The 15,856-nt window shown below is 74.1% G+C and carries 14 protein-coding genes; 8 read left to right on the forward strand and 6 right to left on the reverse strand.

The window, feature by feature from the left end; all coding sequences use genetic code 11:
- Positions 1–97 precede the first annotated feature (97 nt).
- A complete protein-coding gene (locus tag ACIGNX_RS13740; RefSeq protein ID WP_396539708.1) occupies positions 98–1,531 on the forward strand; it encodes a S1 family peptidase in 1,434 nt (477 codons plus the stop codon).
- 285 nt (positions 1,532–1,816) lie between these two features.
- Positions 1,817–2,263 carry a hypothetical protein gene (locus tag ACIGNX_RS13745; RefSeq protein ID WP_396539710.1) on the forward strand — a complete coding sequence of 149 codons (447 nt, stop codon included), beginning with the start codon at positions 1,817–1,819 and terminating at the stop codon, positions 2,261–2,263.
- A gap of 51 nt (positions 2,264–2,314) precedes the next feature.
- On the opposite strand, the gene ACIGNX_RS13750 is transcribed toward ACIGNX_RS13745, so the two are convergent.
- Positions 2,315–3,964, reverse strand: coding sequence for a PucR family transcriptional regulator (locus ACIGNX_RS13750; protein ID WP_396539712.1), 1,650 nt, complete (start codon positions 3,962–3,964; stop codon positions 2,315–2,317).
- A gap of 105 nt (positions 3,965–4,069) precedes the next feature.
- Here ACIGNX_RS13750 and ACIGNX_RS13755 point away from each other — a divergent pair, with 105 nt between their 5' ends.
- A complete protein-coding gene (locus ACIGNX_RS13755) occupies positions 4,070–5,344 on the forward strand; it encodes an aspartate aminotransferase family protein (protein WP_396539714.1) in 1,275 nt (424 codons plus the stop codon).
- Positions 5,341–6,849, forward strand: coding sequence for a CoA-acylating methylmalonate-semialdehyde dehydrogenase (locus tag ACIGNX_RS13760; protein WP_396539716.1), 1,509 nt, complete (start codon positions 5,341–5,343; stop codon positions 6,847–6,849). The genes ACIGNX_RS13755 and ACIGNX_RS13760 overlap by 4 nt, the downstream gene beginning before the upstream one ends.
- A gap of 3 nt (positions 6,850–6,852) precedes the next feature.
- Here ACIGNX_RS13760 and ACIGNX_RS13765 read toward each other — a convergent pair whose 3' ends face one another.
- A complete protein-coding gene (locus tag ACIGNX_RS13765; protein ID WP_396539718.1) occupies positions 6,853–8,910 on the reverse strand; it encodes an elongation factor G-like protein EF-G2 in 2,058 nt (685 codons plus the stop codon).
- A gap of 246 nt (positions 8,911–9,156) precedes the next feature.
- Between ACIGNX_RS13765 and pdxS the strand changes: the two genes are divergently transcribed.
- Positions 9,157–10,104, forward strand: a complete 948-nt coding sequence (gene pdxS, locus ACIGNX_RS13770) for a pyridoxal 5'-phosphate synthase lyase subunit PdxS (protein ID WP_396539720.1) — start codon at positions 9,157–9,159, stop codon at positions 10,102–10,104.
- A 70-nt stretch (positions 10,105–10,174) separates the two neighbouring features.
- Here the strand turns inward: pdxS and ACIGNX_RS13775 are convergent, their stop codons facing one another.
- The gene (locus ACIGNX_RS13775) at positions 10,175–10,732 is read right to left on the reverse strand and encodes a helix-turn-helix domain-containing protein (protein ID WP_396539722.1); all 558 of its coding nucleotides are present in this window, start codon (positions 10,730–10,732) and stop codon (positions 10,175–10,177) included.
- Positions 10,733–10,788: 56 nt separating this feature from the next.
- Between ACIGNX_RS13775 and ACIGNX_RS13780 the strand changes: the two genes are divergently transcribed.
- Entirely contained in the window at positions 10,789–11,466 is a 678-nt protein-coding gene (locus tag ACIGNX_RS13780) for an AzlC family ABC transporter permease (protein ID WP_396539724.1), read from the forward strand.
- Entirely contained in the window at positions 11,463–11,771 is a 309-nt protein-coding gene (locus tag ACIGNX_RS13785; protein ID WP_396539726.1) for an AzlD domain-containing protein, read from the forward strand. The genes ACIGNX_RS13780 and ACIGNX_RS13785 overlap by 4 nt, the downstream gene beginning before the upstream one ends.
- A gap of 1 nt (position 11,772) precedes the next feature.
- Here the strand turns inward: ACIGNX_RS13785 and ACIGNX_RS13790 are convergent, their stop codons facing one another.
- The 3 genes from ACIGNX_RS13790 to ACIGNX_RS13800 are packed head-to-tail and all read right to left on the reverse strand — an operon-like array spanning position 11,773 to position 14,557.
- Entirely contained in the window at positions 11,773–12,162 is a 390-nt protein-coding gene (locus tag ACIGNX_RS13790; RefSeq protein ID WP_396539728.1) for a DUF6292 family protein, read from the reverse strand.
- A 16-nt stretch (positions 12,163–12,178) separates the two neighbouring features.
- Positions 12,179–14,035, reverse strand: coding sequence for an acyl-CoA dehydrogenase (locus ACIGNX_RS13795; RefSeq protein ID WP_396539730.1), 1,857 nt, complete (start codon positions 14,033–14,035; stop codon positions 12,179–12,181).
- A 48-nt stretch (positions 14,036–14,083) separates the two neighbouring features.
- Positions 14,084–14,557, reverse strand: a complete 474-nt coding sequence (locus ACIGNX_RS13800) for an Lrp/AsnC family transcriptional regulator (RefSeq protein ID WP_396539732.1) — start codon at positions 14,555–14,557, stop codon at positions 14,084–14,086.
- A gap of 74 nt (positions 14,558–14,631) precedes the next feature.
- Here ACIGNX_RS13800 and ACIGNX_RS13805 point away from each other — a divergent pair, with 74 nt between their 5' ends.
- Positions 14,632–15,855, forward strand: a complete 1,224-nt coding sequence (locus ACIGNX_RS13805; RefSeq protein ID WP_396539734.1) for a trans-sulfuration enzyme family protein — start codon at positions 14,632–14,634, stop codon at positions 15,853–15,855.
- Position 15,856: the final 1 nt, after the last annotated feature.

Consider the following 15,856-nt stretch of genomic DNA (forward strand, 5'->3'; position numbering starts at 1 on the left):
CATCACCGCGTCTTATGACCCAAGCGGTATTACCGCGACCGGGTCGGCGGACCTAGTTTCACGGGGAATCCCTGCCCTCCCTCGAGGAGAATCCCCCATGTCAGCACTGTTGAGACCCCTGGCGCTGGCCGCGGCGCTCGTGACGGCGGGCGTCCTGTCGCCCGTCGCCGCGCAGGCCGCGCCCGCGGGTCAGGACGCCGAGGTCCTGGCGGCCGTCCAGCGCGACCTCGGCCTGGACGCCGACGGCGCGCGCGCCCGGCTGGCCGCCGACGAGCGCTCCGCCGACACCGCCCGCGGCCTGCGCAAGCGGCTGGACGACCGGTTCGGCGGCGCGTGGATCGACGCGGGCGGCGCGCTCACCGTCGGCGTGACCCGCGCGTCGGACGCCGACCAGGGCGGCGTGCGCACGAAGCTCGTGCAGCGCAGCGAGCGCGACTTGGACGCGGTCAAGGCGGCCCTGGACGCCAACGTCGCCAAGGCGCCGCGCTCGGTGCCCGGCTGGTACGTCGACCTGCCGACGAACACCGTGGTGGTCAAGTCCCGGCCCGGTGGGCTGGCCGCCGCGCGCGCGTTCGTCGCCTCGTCCGGCGTCGGCGCGCCGGCCGTCCGGTACGCGACGACCGAGGAGTCGCCCCGCCCGCTGATCGACGTGATCGGCGGCAACGCCTACACGATCGGCAGCGGCACGCGCTGCTCGGTCGGCTTCCCGGTCAACGGCGGGTTCGTCACCGCCGGGCACTGCGGCACGACCGGCGCGTCCACGTCGAACCCGAGCGGCACGTTCCGCGGGTCGAGCTTCCCCGGCAACGACTACGCGTGGGTGCAGGTCGCGGCGGGCAACACCCCGCGCGGCCTGGTCAACAACTACTCCGGCGGCACGGTGTCGGTCGCGGGCTCGCAGGACGCCCCGGTGGGCGCGGCGGTGTGCCGCTCCGGGTCCACCACGGGCTGGCACTGCGGCACCATCCAGGCGCGCAACTCGTCGGTGACCTACCCGCAGGGCACGGTGACCGGCCTGATCCAGACCACGGTGTGCGCCGAGCCCGGCGACTCGGGCGGCTCGCTGCTGGCCGGCACGCAGGCGCAGGGCGTCACCTCCGGCGGTTCGGGCAACTGCTCCTCCGGCGGCACCACGTACTTCCAGCCGGTGAACGAGATCCTCCAGGCGTACGGCCTGACGCTGGTGACGAGCGGTGGCGGCAACCCCGACCCGCCGACCGGCTGCCAGGGCGCGAAGACCACCTACACCGGCACCCTGGCCGCGGGTGGCCAGGCGTACCAGCCGAACAACAGCTACTACCAGTCCACGGTGTCGGGCGCGCACGTCGGCTGCCTGACCGGTCCGAGCGGCGCGGACTTCGACCTGTACCTGGAGAAGTGGAGCGGCACCGCCTGGGCGGTCGTCGCGAAGGGCGACACCCCGGGCGCGAGCGAGACCGTGAACTACAGCGGCACGCCCGGCTACTACCGCTACCGCGTCCACGCGTACAGCGGCTCCGGGAGCTACACGCTGGGGGTCACGAACCCCTAGCACCGCCGGGGGAAGACCCGCCGCGGGCCCGTGTCGCCCTTTCCGTCTCCCCGACACGGGCCCGCGGCGGCCTGGGAACCGCCAAGGGGGCGGGCGGCCCCGCGGTCCGGTGCCCCGACACCGGACCGCGGGGCTTTCACCTATCTCGACGGGTGGCACGCTCCTCGAACGGGTGGCGTGAGGGCACGGAGCGTGAGTCACTCGATCGAGCGGTCAAGGGCCGGGGCGACGGCGGTCGATGGGGAGTGAGTCACTGTGCAGGTCCCCAACCAGGTTAGGAAAACCGTGTCCGGATACCGCACGCGCGGACTCCTGCGTGCCGCCGCCCTGCTCGCCCTCGGCACCTCGCCGCTGTTCGCGTCCGCCGCGTCCGCCGCCGAAGGCCCCACCGAGATCGTGGACGGCAACCTCGGCACCATCGGCAACGCGCCCGAGGTCGACGTCGACGCCACCAAGCCCGCCGACCTCCTCGGCGGCCAGGCCCTGAAGCTGCCCGCGCCGCTGCCCGGCGGCGCGTCGGAGGTCACCGCCCCGCGGGTCGCGGCCCCCGCCGCGCTCAAGCCGCCCGCCGCGCCCGCGCTGCCCCTGCCGGCCGACGCGCTCGCGCCGCAGGCCCGCGCGCTGCCCGGCCTCCCGGCGCTGCCGATCGCCCCGCCGATCTCCGGGCCGGAGCAGGCCCCGGACCTGGACGGCGAACTGGACAAGCTGCCCGTGCCGTCGCCGCTGGGCTGAGGATCGCGGCGGGCGGCCCCGTGCCGCCCGCCGGTGCCCTCCCGGCCGCGGCTAGGTCGCCGCGCCCGGTTCGCGGGGCAGCCGGGGGTCGTGCTCGCCCAGCTCCCGCACCAGCAGCGCCACGTGCAGCGACAGCACGGACTCCGGGTCTTCCAGCGACACGCCCAGCACCTGCTCGATCCGGCTCAACTGCTGGTAGTAGGCGGTCCGGGAGAGGTGGGCGGCGGCGGCCGCGGCGGACTTGTTGCCGCCGTGCTCGCAGAAGCACCGCAGCAGCTCCACCAGCCGGGTGCCCTGGTTCGCGTCGCGCGACAGCAGCGGGCCCAGCTCGCGGTCCGCGAACGCGACCACCCGCTCGTCCTCGCGCAGCAGGTGCAGCAGCCCGCGCAGCCGCACGTCGTCCAGCCGGTGGTACAGCCGCGTCCCCGGCGACCGCAGCGCCGCGCCGGCCACGTGCGCCGCCTCGCCCAACGACCGCCGCACGTCCGGCAGCTCCGTCACGGTCGTGCCGACGGCCACCACCACGGGCAGCGCGTGCTGGGTGGCCGCCGCCCGCCGGTGCACCTCCCGCGCCAACCGCCGCAGCACGCCGTCCAGCCCCGCCTGCGGCGGCAGCGACAGCAGCGCCCGCACGCTCGTCTCGTCCACCACGCCGACCAGCGCGGGCACGGTCACCCGCCGGGCCGCCAACGCCGTCGCCTCGGCCAGGTCCCGCAGCACCTCCTGCGACGCCAACGCCTGCGCGGGCACGCTCGCCGTGCCCGGCCGGATCGCCACCCCGACGAGCTGCCGCCGGTCCAGCGGCACGCCCAGCGCCGCGGTCCGCGCCGGCAGGTCGGGCGGTGGCTGCCCGAGCAGCTGGGTGAGCAGCGTGCGGTGGGTCTGCCGCTCCAACGACTCCCGGTCGCGCGCCACCAGCCGGTGCACGGCCAGCGCCGACGCGGCCCGTTCGGCGACCACGACGTGCCGGTGCGGCGGCGGGTCCGGGCACAGCAGCACCAACCGCCCCCAGTCCGCGCCCCGCGCCCCGACCACGGTCACCAGCCAGCCCGCCTGCTCGTGGTAGGCCGTCCGCTCGGCCACGGCGACCGCGCGCGACCGCTGGCCCCAGTCGGCCAGCACCGCCGTCGGGTCCTGCCCGGCCGCGTCGTAGGCCAGCACCTCGTGTCCCAGCGTCTCCAGCACCACCGGCAGCCCGGAGGTCCGCGCCACCTCGCGCAGCACCTCGGCGGGCTCCGCGCCGGCCACCGTCAACGCCGTGAACGTCTCGTGCACCTGCTCGGCCGCCCGCAGCTCGGCGAGCTGCGCGTCCACGATCAGCGACACCACGGCCTCGGTGACGGACACGAACCGGGTCTCGCGGGCCAGCGTGACCAGCGGCAGCCCGTGCCGCTCGGCGGCGGCGACCAGCGCGCCGGGCACCTCGTCGCTCCACCGCCGCACCAGCTCCACCACCAGGCCGGCCGCGCCCACCGAGGCGAGGTCGGCGACGTACCCGCGCAGCCCGTCCGGGTCGTCGGGCAGCGCGATGCCGGTGGTCAGCACGAGTTCGCCGCCGCGCAGCAGGTGGGCGATGTCGGCGACCTCGGCGGCGTGCACCCACCGGACCCGGCGGCCCAGCCCGCCCGCGCCCGCGACCACGGTGGGCTCGCCGCGCCGGACCACGGGCAGGGCGAGCGCTTCGGCGACCGTCGGGTACATGGACACAACGTAATGCGCCCCGCCGGAAAGGGGTACAGGTTGTCCATGGCGGCCCCTCCCGCCTGCGGCCAGACTCCTGGTAGGGACCTACGACCGGAGGACGCGATGGGACACGAGGAGCTGCTCGCCCGGCACCGCGCGGTGATGCCCGACTGGATGGCCCTGTACTACGAGCGGCCGATCGAGCTGGCGAGCGCGAGCGGGCGCCGCGTCACCGACCGGGAGGGCCGCACCTACCTGGACTTCTTCGCCGGCATCCTGACCAACGCGATCGGCTACGACGTCCCCGAGATCTCCGACGCGATCCGCGCCCAGCTCTCGACCGGCGTGCTGCACAGCTCCACGCTCTACCTGATCCGCTCGCAGGTCGAGCTGGCCGAGAGGATCGCCGAGCTGTCCGGCATCCCGGACGCGAAGGTGTTCTTCACCAACTCCGGCACCGAGGCCAACGAGACGGCCCTCATGCTGGCCACCCGGTACCGCCGCAGCGACCAGGTCCTCGCGCTGCGCAACTCCTACCACGGCCGGGCGTTCGCCACGGTCGCGATCACCGGCAACCGGAGCTGGTCGGCGTCCTCGCTGAGCCCCGTGAAGGTGAGCTGGGTGCACGGCGGCTACCGGTTCCGCAGCCCGTTCAAGGACTTCTCCGACGCCGACTACGTCAAGGCGTGCGTGGCGGACCTGCGCGAGGTGATCGAGACGACGACCGCGGGCGACGTGGCGTGCATGATCGTCGAGCCGATCCAGGGCGTGGGCGGGTTCTCGTCACCGCCGGACGGGCTGTTCGCCGCGTTCAAGGAGGTGCTGGACGAGTACGGCATCCTGCTGGTCTCCGACGAGGTGCAGACCGGATGGGGCCGCACCGGCGAGCACTTCTGGGGCATCCAGGCGCACGGCGTGACGCCCGACGCGATGACGTTCGCCAAGGGCCTCGGCAACGGCCTGGCGATCGGCGGCGTCGTCGCGCGCGGCGACGTGATGGACTGCCTCACCGCCAACTCGCTGTCCACGTTCGGCGGCAACCCGGTCGCGACGGCCGGCGCGCTGGCCACGTTGGACTACCTGCTCGACCACGACCTGCAGGCCAACGCCGCCAAGCTCGGCGAACGGCTGCTCGACGGGTTGCGCGACATCGCGGCGGACCGGCCCGCGGTGGGCGACGTGCGGGGCAAGGGGCTGATGATCGGCCTGGAGATGGTCGGCCCCGACGGCGAGCCCGACCCGGCGAGGGCGGTCGCGGTGCTGGAGGGCACGCGGGAACGCGGCCTGCTGGTCGGCAAGGGCGGGCTGCACGGCAACGTCATCCGCCTCGCGCCGCCGATGACGTTGACCGAGGACGAGGTCGAGGAAGCGCTCGGCATCCTGGAGGACGTGCTGTGACGACGGTCGGACCGAAGCGGATCGGGCACTGGATCGGCGGCAAGCCCTGGTCGGGCGACAGCGCCCGGGCCGGTGACGTGTACGACCCGGCGACCGGGGAGGTGGCGGCCCGGGTCGACTTCGCCGACGAGCCCACCGTGGACGCGGCGGTGGCGGCGGCCGGGGAGGCGTTCGCGTCGTGGCGCGACGCGTCGCTGGCGCAGCGGTCGAACGTGATGTTCGCGTTCCGGGAGCTGCTCAACGCTCGCAAGGGCGAGCTGGCCGCGATCGTCACCGCCGAGCACGGCAAGGTGCTCTCCGACGCGGCGGGCGAGGTGCAGCGGGCGCTGGAGGCGGTGGAGTTCGCGTGCGGCATCCCGCACCTGCTCAAGGGCGGCTTCAGCGAGAACGCCTCCACCCGGGTCGACGTGTACTCGATCCAGCAGCCGCTCGGGGTGGTCGGCGTGATCTCGCCGTTCAACTTCCCGGCCATGGTGCCGCTGTGGTTCGTGCCGAACGCGATCGCGTGCGGCAACGCGGTGGTGCTCAAGCCGTCGGAGAAGGACCCGTCGGCGGCGAACTTCATCGCGGAGCTGCTCGCCGAGGCGGGGCTGCCCGACGGGGTGCTGAACGTGGTGCACGGCGACAAGGTCGCGGTCGACCGGCTGCTGGCGCACCCGGACGTCAAGGCCGTGTCGTTCGTGGGGTCCACGCCGATCGCCCGGTACGTCTACGAGACCGGAACGCGGCACGGCAAGCGCGTGCAGGCGTTGGGCGGTGCGAAGAACCACATGGTCGTGCTGCCCGACGCGGACCTCGACCTGGCGGCGGACGCGGCGGTGTCGGCCGGGTTCGGCTCGGCGGGCGAGCGGTGCATGGCGATCTCGGTCGTCGTCGCGGTCGACCCGGTCGGCGACGAGCTGGTGGCGAAGATCGTCGAGCGGATCGGGGCGCTGCACGTCGGCGACGGCCGCCGGCCGGGCTGCGAGATGGGGCCGCTGGTGACGGGCGCGCACCGCGACCGGGTGCTGTCCTATGTGGACAAGGGGCGCGAGGAGGGCGCTTCGCTGGTCGTGGACGGGCGGCAGCACGCGGTCGACGGTGCACCCGGGGGGTTCTGGCTCGGGCCGACCCTCTTCGACCACGTGGGGACGGAGATGTCGGTCTACCGGGACGAGATCTTCGGGCCGGTGCTGTCGGTGCTGCGGGTGGCGACGTACGACGACGCGCTGGAGGTGGTCAACGCCAACCCGTACGGCAACGGGACGGCGATCTTCACCAACGACGGCGGTGCGGCGCGGCGGTTCCAGAACGAGGTCGAGGTCGGGATGGTCGGGGTGAACGTGCCCATCCCCGTGCCGGTGGCGTACTACTCGTTCGGCGGGTGGAAGGACTCGCTGTTCGGGGATTCGCACGCGTACGGGCCCGAGGGGGTGCACTTCTTCACGCGGACGAAGGTGGTGACGGGGCGGTGGCTGGACCCGTCGCACGGTGGGGTGAACCTGGGGTTCCCGCAGAACGTGTGAGGGTCACCCGGGTTGGGCGGAGAGGGCGTGGGGGAGGGGGTCGTAGCGGGTGAAGCGGCGGGTGTAGGTGCCGGTGCCCGAGGTCAGCGAGCGCAGTTCGACGGCGTAGCGGAGGAGCTCGGTGGCCGGGACCTCGGCGCGGACGACGGTGTGGCCCGGGCTGTCCGACTCGGTTCCCAGGACCCGGCCGCGTCGGCCGGAGAGGTCGCCCAGGACGGTGCCCAGGTGCTCGTCCGGCAGCCGCACCGCCACTTCGTCGACGGGTTCCAGCAGCGTGGTGCGGCCGTTGGCGGCGGCGTCCTTCAACGCCAGCGCGCCCGCGGTCTGGAAGGCCGCGTCCGAGCTGTCGACCGAGTGGGCCTTGCCGTCGACCAGGGTGACGCGGACGTCCACGACCGGGTGCCCCCCTTGCAGGCCGCGCTCCAGTTGGGCGCGCACGCCCTTCTCCACGCTCGGGATGAACTGGTTGGGGATCGCGCCGCCGACGATCCGGTCCACGAACTCGAAGCCCGCGCCGCGCGGCAGGGGTTCGACCACGAGGTCGCACACCGCGTACTGGCCGTGGCCGCCGGACTGCTTCACGTGCCGCCCGTGGCCCTTGGCCTCGCCCGTGAACGTCTCGCGCAACGCGACCCGCACCAGCTCCGTGTCGACCTCCGCGCCGCCGGCCCGCAACCGGGCCAGCACGACGTCCGCGTGCGCCTCGCCCATGCACCACAGCACCAGTTGGTGGGTCTCGGCGTTGCGCTCCAGCCGGAGCGTCGGGTCGCCGGCGACCAGCTTGCCCAGGTTGCGGGCGAGGGTGTCCTCGTCGCTGCGGCTGCGCGGCACGACCGCCACCGGCAGGAGCGGCTCCGGCATCTCCCACGGGGCGACCAGGAGCGGCTCGTCCGGGGCGGAGACCGTGTCGCCCGTCTCGGCCGAGCCGAGCTTGGTCAGGGCGCACAGGTCGCCGGCCACGCAGTAGGGCACCTCGCGCAGGTTCGCGCCCAGCGGCGAGTAGACGTGCGCCACCCGCTCGTCCGCGTCGTGGTCCTCGTGACCCCGGTCGGCCATGCCGTGGCCCGACACGTGCACCGGGCGTTCGGGGCGCAGCGTCCCGGAGAACACGCGCACCAGCGACACGCGGCCCACGTACGAGTCGACGGCCGTGCGCACGACCTCGGCCACGAGCGGGCCGTCCGGGTCGGCCGCCAGGCGCGGCCGGGGGACGCCGTCCAGGCCGGTCACGTCCGGCAGCGGGTGCTCCAGCGGTGAGGGGAAGGCGCGGGCGATGCCGTCCAGCAGCTCCGGCAGGCCGACGCCGGTCATCGCGCACACCGGCAGCACGGGGTGGAAGGAGCCGCGCGCGACCGCCGTTTCGAGGTCCGCGACGAGCGTCGCCTGGTCGACCTCCTCGCCGCCGAGGTAGCGCTCCATCAGGGTCTCGTCCTCGCTCTCCGCGATGATCCCCTCGATGAGCGCGTTGCGCTGCTCCTCGAAGCGGGGGTCGTCGGTGGTGAGCAGGTTGACCAGGCCGTCGCCGTCGGGCAGGTACAGCGGCACGACGCCCGCGCCGAACGCGGCCTGGCACGAGGCGATCCCGGTCGCCACGTCGGCGCGCTGGTGGTCGGTGCGGGCGACCACGACCGCGCGGGGCATGCCGACCGCCGCGCACTCCTGCCACAGCGCCACGGTGGCGGGGTCGACGCCCTCGGCGGCGCTGATCACGAACAGGGCGGCGTCCGCCGCGCGCAGGCCGGCGCGCAGCTCGCCGACGAAGTCCGCGTAACCGGGCGTGTCGATCAGGTTGATCTTGATGTCGCCGTGCCGGACCGGGGCGACCGCGAGCCCGACCGACCGCTGCTGGCGGACCGCCGCGGGGTCGTGGTCGCACACCGTGGTGCCCTCGGTGACCGAGCCGGGGCGGGTGAGGACGCCGGTGCCGGCGAGCAGGGCCTCGGCGAGCGTGGTCTTGCCGGAGCCGGACGGGCCCACCAGCACGACGTTGCGGACCTTGGCCGGGTCGTCCACGGCGACCGCGCCTGCCGAGTGGCCGTTGTCGGAGTGCTTGTTGCCCATGGGACCACCCTCCACAAGTCTTCAGTGTCCGATCTCACACCCGCGAGCCGTGGCGGACAACCCCAACCGGTCGTGGTCAACCCGGCAGGAGGAACCCGGACGGTGACCGGCGGAGGTGTCCGGACCGCCGTTCGCCGAGTCGGGGTTTCGGGAGGTGGCGCACGCCACTACCTGCGGCGGGAGGGCAAGTGGCCTGCCGAGAACGCGCTTGATTGGCATGCTTGGGCGGTCCACGTCGGCCTTACCATGGGTGGTGTTCGCCCCCTACTTCGAGAAAGGCTGGTCGTGACCACTTCACCCGACGCCGGCACCCAGGTCACCGGCACTTCCCGCGTCAAGCGGGGCATGGCGGAGATGCTCAAGGGCGGCGTGATCATGGACGTGGTCAACGCCGAGCAGGCCAAGATCGCCGAGGACGCGGGCGCCGTGGCCGTCATGGCGCTGGAGCGGGTGCCCGCCGACATCCGCGCGCAGGGCGGCGTGTCCCGGATGAGCGACCCCGACATGATCGACGGCATCATCGAGGCCGTGTCGATCCCGGTCATGGCCAAGGCCCGCATCGGCCACTTCGTCGAGGCGCAGGTGCTGCAGTCCCTCGGCGTGGACTACATCGACGAGTCCGAGGTGCTGACCCCGGCCGACTACGCCAACCACATCGACAAGTGGCAGTTCACCGTGCCGTTCGTGTGCGGTGCGACCAACCTGGGCGAGGCGCTGCGCCGCATCACCGAGGGCGCGGCGATGATCCGCTCCAAGGGCGAGGCCGGCACGGGCGACGTCTCGAACGCCACCACGCACATGCGCAAGATCCGCGCGGAGATCAAGCGCCTGCAGAACCTGCCCGCCGACGAGCTGTACGTGGCGGCGAAGGAGTTGCAGGCGCCGTACGAGCTGGTGCGCGAGGTCGCCGAGGCGGGCAAGCTGCCCGTCGTGCTGTTCACCGCGGGTGGCATCGCCACCCCGGCCGACGCGGCGATGATGATGCAGCTGGGCGCGGAGGGCGTGTTCGTCGGCTCGGGCATCTTCAAGTCGGGCAACCCGGCGCAGCGGGCGGAGGCCATCGTGAAGGCGACGACCTTCCACGACGACCCCGACGTGATCGCGAAGGTGTCGCGCGGCCTGGGCGAGGCGATGGTCGGCATCAACGTGGACGAGATCCCGGAGCCGCACCGCCTGGCGGAGCGCGGCTGGTAGGGCGGTCCGGCGTCGGCGGCCCGCCGGGACCTCCCGGCGGGCCGCCGTCGTCCGCCCCGGCCCGGACGCGCTACACGTGCTCCGAGACCAGCAGGGCGGTGGTGCCCTCCTCCAGCGCCTGGGCCGTGTGCGGGAGGTCGCCGGGGTACAGCAGGTAGTCGCCGGGCCCCAGTTCGACCGGCTCGGCCCGCGGACCCGCCAGCATGCGGCCCGTGCTGACGATCACGTGCTCGACCGTGCCGGGCATGTGCGGCTCGGACTCGCGCGCCGGGCCCGGTTCCAGCCGGAGCAGGTAGATGTCGCGCCGGGCGCCCGGCGGGCAGGACGCCAGCAGGGTGGCGGTGTAGTGCGCGCGTTCCGAGTAGATCGCCGGGCCCTCGCCCGCGCGGATGACCCGGACGCGCGGGGTCGGCGGGTCGACCAGGCGTGAGAACGGCACACCCAGCGCCACGCCGAGCGCCCACAGCGTCTCCACGCTCGGGTTGCCGCTCGCCGACTCCAGCTGCGACAGCGTGGACTTCGCGATGCCCGCGCGCTTCGCCAGCTCGCTCAACGACAGCCCGACCCGCTCCCGCTCGCGGCGCAGCGAGGCGGCGATGACGTCGAGCGGCGCGCCCGTGTTCGACATGACAGTCCTATCGTTCGGCTTGACGAACGCTTGCCTACTGTTCATCGTAGAAGACGATGCGTTCGACATGGCGAACCCTTGATGCCCGGCTGCTGCGCGACGTCGCCGCGGTGGCCGCCGGCGCCGCGGTCAGCGGCGCCTCGTTCGGCGCGATCTCCACCGGCGCGGGCCTGCCCTGGTGGCTGCCCGTGGTGATGTCGCTGCTGGTCTTCGCGGGCGGCTCGCAGTTCATGGCGGTCGGCGTGGTCGCCGCGGGCGGCAGCCCGGCCGCGGCGGTGGTGGCGGGCCTCCTGCTGAACGTCCGCCACCTGCCGTTCGGCTTGGCGGTCGGCGACGTGCTCGGCACGGGGCTGCTGCGGCGGCTGGTCGGCAGCCACCTGCTGATCGACGAGACCACGGCCTTCGCGCTCGCCCAGGGCGACCCGCGCCGGGCCAGGGCCGCGTACTGGTCGTGCGGCGTCGCGCTGTTCCTCGCCTGGAACGTCGCCGTGCTCGCCGGCGCGCTCGTCGGGCGGAACATCGGCGACCCGGGCGCGTTCGGGCTCGACGCGGCGTTCCCGGCGGCGCTGCTGGCGCTGCTGCTCCCCGCGCTCGGGGACCGGGCGACCCGGCACGCGGCCCTGCTCGGCGCGGCCATCGCCCTGGCCGCCACCCCGTTCCTGCCCGCCGGCGTCCCGGTGCTGCTCGCGCTGGGCGGCCTGGTGGTCACCGCACGACAGGAGGTCCGGGGATGACGTTGGCCGCCGTGCTGGTGCTCGCCGCGGGCACCTACGCCCTCCGCCTGGCCGGACCGCTGCTGCGCGACCGCGTCACGCTGTCCGCCCGGGTCACCCTGCTGATGTCCACCGCGGCGACCGTGCTGCTGTTCGCCCTGATGGCGACGTCCGCGCTGACCAGGGGGCACGGCTTCGCGGGCGTCGCGCTGCCGGCCGGCGTGCTGGTGGCCGGGGTGGCGGCCTGGCGCAAGGCGCCGTTCGTGGTGGTGGTCGTGCTGGCCGCGGTCACGACCGCCGTCCTGCGCCTGCTCGGCGTGCCGTGACCTAGAGGTACTCGCTGAGCCGGTCGGCCAGCCCGCGGCGGTCCGGCGCGGCACCCGGCTCCGGTTCCGCGCCGCCCGGCTTGCCCGCCAGCACGTCGGCCACGAACCGCGCCACGTCGCGCGGCGGCGGCACGAGCGGCAGGCCGAAGTGGGCCACGACGAGCGGCCTCTCGGCCGGGCCGGTCTCCACGGCGATCGACCAGCCGCGCTGCTCGTTCCACAGCAGCATGAGGTCCGGCCCCGGCCCCTCCAGAGCCAGGTACGCCGTGGCGGTGTCGCTGACCTCGAACTCCGTGGCCTCCGGCGGCACGCCGACGTGCTCGGCCACCGCCCGCACGTACCCGCCGAGCGCGCGGCTGACCGGCGTGCCGCCGTCGTCGATCTCCGTCATGCCCCCGCCCTCCCCGTCACGCGCCCGTGATCGGCGCGGCGAGCCAGGTCTCCGGGATGCCGAACGCGTCCACCAGCGTGCGCGCGTGCGGGCGCAGCCGGCCGCACAGCGCGTTCACCGCCTGCGACACCGCCTTCGACCGCTGCGGCGTGAGCCTGCCGTGCTCCAGGAACCACGCCCGGTCGGCCTCGATCGTGCTCAGCGCGTACAGGTCGCACACCTGGTCCAGCAGCGCCGTCGCCTCCGGGTCCGGGCACCGGTCGATCGCCGCCACGAACGCCTCCAGCACCACCCGGTCCACGTGGACGCGCGCGGCGTGCAGCACGTGGTCCTGCGCGGCGTTGAACACGTCGAACGCGTCGTCCCGCGACGCCCGCCGCAGCCGCCGCGCCAGCCCCTCCAGCACGTGCTTCTCGCGGTCCTCGAACTGCCGCACCTGCCAGCCGCGGTCCAGCAGCGCGTCCGAGCTGCCCGACACCAGCCGGTCGATGATCGCCCGGGCCGCCGTCCGCTCGATCACCACGCCCACCGCCTGGTCGGCCACGAACCGCGCCATGCCCCACGGGTCGAGGTCGCCGACGTGGTCGCGGTAGCTCGTCAGCAGCCCCTTGGCGACCAGTTGCAGCAGCACGGTGTTGTCGCCCTCGAACGTGGTGAACACGTCCGTGTCGGCCTTCAGCCCGGCGAGCAGGTTCTCCGACAGGTACCCCGCGCCGCCGCACGCCTCGCGGCACGTCTGGATGGTCCGCGTCGCGTGCCAGGTCGCCACCGCCTTCAGCCCGGCCGCCCGCGACTCCAGCTCGCGCTGCTGCCGGTCGTCGGACACGTCGTGCAGCGCCGACACCATCTCCTCCTGCGCGAAGTGCAGCGCGTAGGAGGTGGCCAGCGCGGGCAGCAGCCGCCGCTGGTGCGCCAGGTAGTCGAGCACCACCACCTCGTCGCCGGTGTCGGGGCGGGTGAACTGCCGCCGCGCGTCCCCGTACCGGACGGCCAGCGCCAGGGCCTTCTTCGTCGCGCTGCCCGCGCCGCCCGCCACGCTGATCCGACCGCGCACCAGCGTGCCCAGCATGGTGAAGAACCGGCGGCCACCGCCCTCGATCGGGCTGCTGTAGGTGCCGTCCGGGGCGACGTCGCCGTAGCGGTTGAGCAGGTTCGCCCGGGGCACGCGCACGTGGTCGAACCACAGCCGCCCGTTGTCCACGCCGTTCAGGCCCGCCTTCGGCCCGCAGTCCTCGATCCGCACGCCCGGCGCCGGCGCGCCCGAGGCGTCCCGGATCGGCACCAGCACCGCGTGCACGCCGTGCTCCTCACCGCCCGTGACGAGCTGCGCGAACACCACGGCCATCCGCCCGTCGCGCGCCGCGTTGCCGATGTAGTCCTTGCGCGCCGACTCGTCCGGCGTGTCGACGACGAACTCCCCGGTGTCCGGGTCGTAGGTCGCCGTGGTGCGCAGGTGCTGCACGTCCGACCCGTGGCCGGACTCGGTCATGGCGAAGCAGCCGGGCAGCTCCAGGTTCATGATCGCGGGCAGGTACCGCTCGTGGTGCTCCGCCGTGCCCAGCGCCTGCACCGCGCCGCCGAACAGGCCCCACTGGACGCCGGCCTTGACCATCAGCGACAGGTCGCCGAAGCCCAGCACCTCGAACGCCACCACCGAGCCGCCCACGTCGTCCTGCCCGCCCTGCGCGGCCGGGAAGCCGATCAGCGGGTGGCCGCCGGCCGCCAGCGCGTGCAGCTGCTCCAGCACCCAGGCCCGGTACTCCTCGCGGTCGAGGTCGTGCACCGGCTTCAGCTCGGCGAGCAGGTCCAGCGAGCGGCGGCGCAGGGGCGCCCACCGGCCGTCGAGCAGGTCGCGCAACGCTTCGATCCCCATGGTCTTTGTTAACACAGGTTCACGTCGGCGGCGCGGCAGCCCCCGCCGTCACGCCCACCGGTCACCGCCCGCCGGCGGCACGGTGTGCTTGCGGACGTGCTGGAAGAGCAGGTTGGTCTGCACCTCGCTGACCTCGCGGCGGGTGGTGAAGCGGTCGAGGACGAGGCGTTGCAGGTGCGCGGTGTCGGCGACGGCGACGTGCACCAGGAAGTCCTCCGGGCCCGCCACGTGCGACAGCGCCAGCACCTCCGGCAGGGTCAGCACGTAGTCCATGAACGGCTCGACGATCGCCCTCGTGTGCGGTCGCACGCGCACCGCGATGATCGCCTGCACCGGCCTGCCGACGGCGGCCAGGTCCACCTCCGCGTGGTAGCCGGTGATCACGCCCCGCTCGCGCAGCGACCGGTGCCGGACCACGCACGTCGACGCCGCGACGTTCACCCGGTCGGCCAGGTCCTTGTTGGGCAGCCGAGCGTCCTTCTGCAGCTCCTGCACGATCGCCGCGTCCACCGAATCCAACACGCCCGAACCCTCCGATCGCCGAACACCCTGCGGAACTTTCCCCAATTCGCCGATGATAAGTCCAGGATTCGGCCATGACGCGCTTGCGAACGACGGCGGTGCACGGGGGACGCGACGACCTCGCCGACCTGGGCGTGCACGCCCTGCCGATCGACCTGTCCACCACCTACCCGATCCCCGACCAGGCCGAGGGCGGCCACGCGCTGCAACACCTCGCCGACGGCGCGGCGCACGCCACCTCGCCGGTCTACTCCCGGCTGCACAACCCGACCGTGGCGCGGTTCGAGAAGGCCCTCGCCGCGCTGGAGGGCACGTCGGCCGCCGTGGCGTTCGGCAGCGGCATGGCCGCGGTGACCGCCGTGGTGCAGGCCGCGTGCGTGCTCACCGGCAAGCCGCACGTGGTCGCGGTCCGACCGATCTACGGCGGCACCGACCACCTGCTGTCCTCGGGCCTGCTCGGCATCACCACGACCTACGCCGAGGCCGACCGGATCGCCGACGCCGTCACCCCGGACACCGGGCTCGTCGTGGTCGAGACCCCGGCCAACCCGAACCTCGACCTGCTCGACATCGCCGACGTCGTCGCGCAGGCGGGCGACGTGCCGGTGGTCGTGGACAACACCTTCGCCACCCCCGTGCTGCAGAACCCGGCCGCGCTCGGCGCGACCTACGTCCTGCACTCGGGCACCAAGTACCTCGGCGGGCACGGCGACGTGCTCGGCGGCGTCGTGGCCTGCGCCGAGGAGCACGCCGGGCCGTTGCGCCAGGTCCGGATCGTCACCGGCGCGGTGCTGCACCCGCTGGGCGGCTACCTCATGCACCGCGGCCTGGCCACGCTCCCGCTGCGGGTGCAGGCCGCCCAGCACAGCGCGGTGGAGCTGGCCGCGCGGCTCGACGCCCACCCCGGCACCGGCCTGGTGCGCCACCCGAGCCTGCCCGGCGCCGACCCGGCGGGCCTGGTCGGCACGCAGCTGCGCGGACCCGGCGCGGTGCTCGCCTTCACCACCCGCGAGGACCCCGTCGCGGTCGTGCGCCGGCTGCGCCTCGTCACGCCCGCGGTCAGCCTCGGCTCGGTCGACACGCTGGTCGAGCACCCGTCGGCGCTGACCCACCGGCTCGTGCCCGGCACGGCGCGCGAGGCCTCCGGCGTGCCCGCCAACCTGCTGCGCCTGAGCGTGGGCCTGGAGGACGTCGAGGACATCTGGGACGACCTGGACAGGGCGCTCTCCGGACCGTGTGAAGAGGATTACCTCAAATCTTCCTCAAACGATTTCCGGGAGCCCGCCGCCAGCCGCTAGC

It is taken from the genome of Actinosynnema sp. NPDC053489 (assembly GCF_044544865.1).
GTDB lineage: Bacteria > Actinomycetota > Actinomycetes > Mycobacteriales > Pseudonocardiaceae > Actinosynnema.

Coding starts and splice junctions, on each gene's coding strand:
- ACIGNX_RS13740 (WP_396539708.1), top strand. CDS start 98: ATGTCAGCACTGTTGAGACCCCTGGCGCTGGCCGCGGCGCTCGTGACG.
- ACIGNX_RS13750 (WP_396539712.1), bottom strand. CDS start 3,964: ATGTACCCGACGGTCGCCGAAGCGCTCGCCCTGCCCGTGGTCCGGCGC.
- ACIGNX_RS13755 (WP_396539714.1), top strand. CDS start 4,070: ATGGGACACGAGGAGCTGCTCGCCCGGCACCGCGCGGTGATGCCCGAC.
- ACIGNX_RS13765 (WP_396539718.1), bottom strand. CDS start 8,910: ATGGGCAACAAGCACTCCGACAACGGCCACTCGGCAGGCGCGGTCGCC.
- pdxS (WP_396539720.1), top strand. CDS start 9,157: ATGGGTGGTGTTCGCCCCCTACTTCGAGAAAGGCTGGTCGTGACCACT.
- ACIGNX_RS13775 (WP_396539722.1), bottom strand. CDS start 10,732: ATGTCGAACACGGGCGCGCCGCTCGACGTCATCGCCGCCTCGCTGCGC.
- ACIGNX_RS13780 (WP_396539724.1), top strand. CDS start 10,789: ATGCGTTCGACATGGCGAACCCTTGATGCCCGGCTGCTGCGCGACGTC.
- ACIGNX_RS13785 (WP_396539726.1), top strand. CDS start 11,463: ATGACGTTGGCCGCCGTGCTGGTGCTCGCCGCGGGCACCTACGCCCTC.
- ACIGNX_RS13790 (WP_396539728.1), bottom strand. CDS start 12,162: ATGACGGAGATCGACGACGGCGGCACGCCGGTCAGCCGCGCGCTCGGC.
- ACIGNX_RS13795 (WP_396539730.1), bottom strand. CDS start 14,035: ATGGGGATCGAAGCGTTGCGCGACCTGCTCGACGGCCGGTGGGCGCCC.
- ACIGNX_RS13805 (WP_396539734.1), top strand. CDS start 14,632: ATGACGCGCTTGCGAACGACGGCGGTGCACGGGGGACGCGACGACCTC.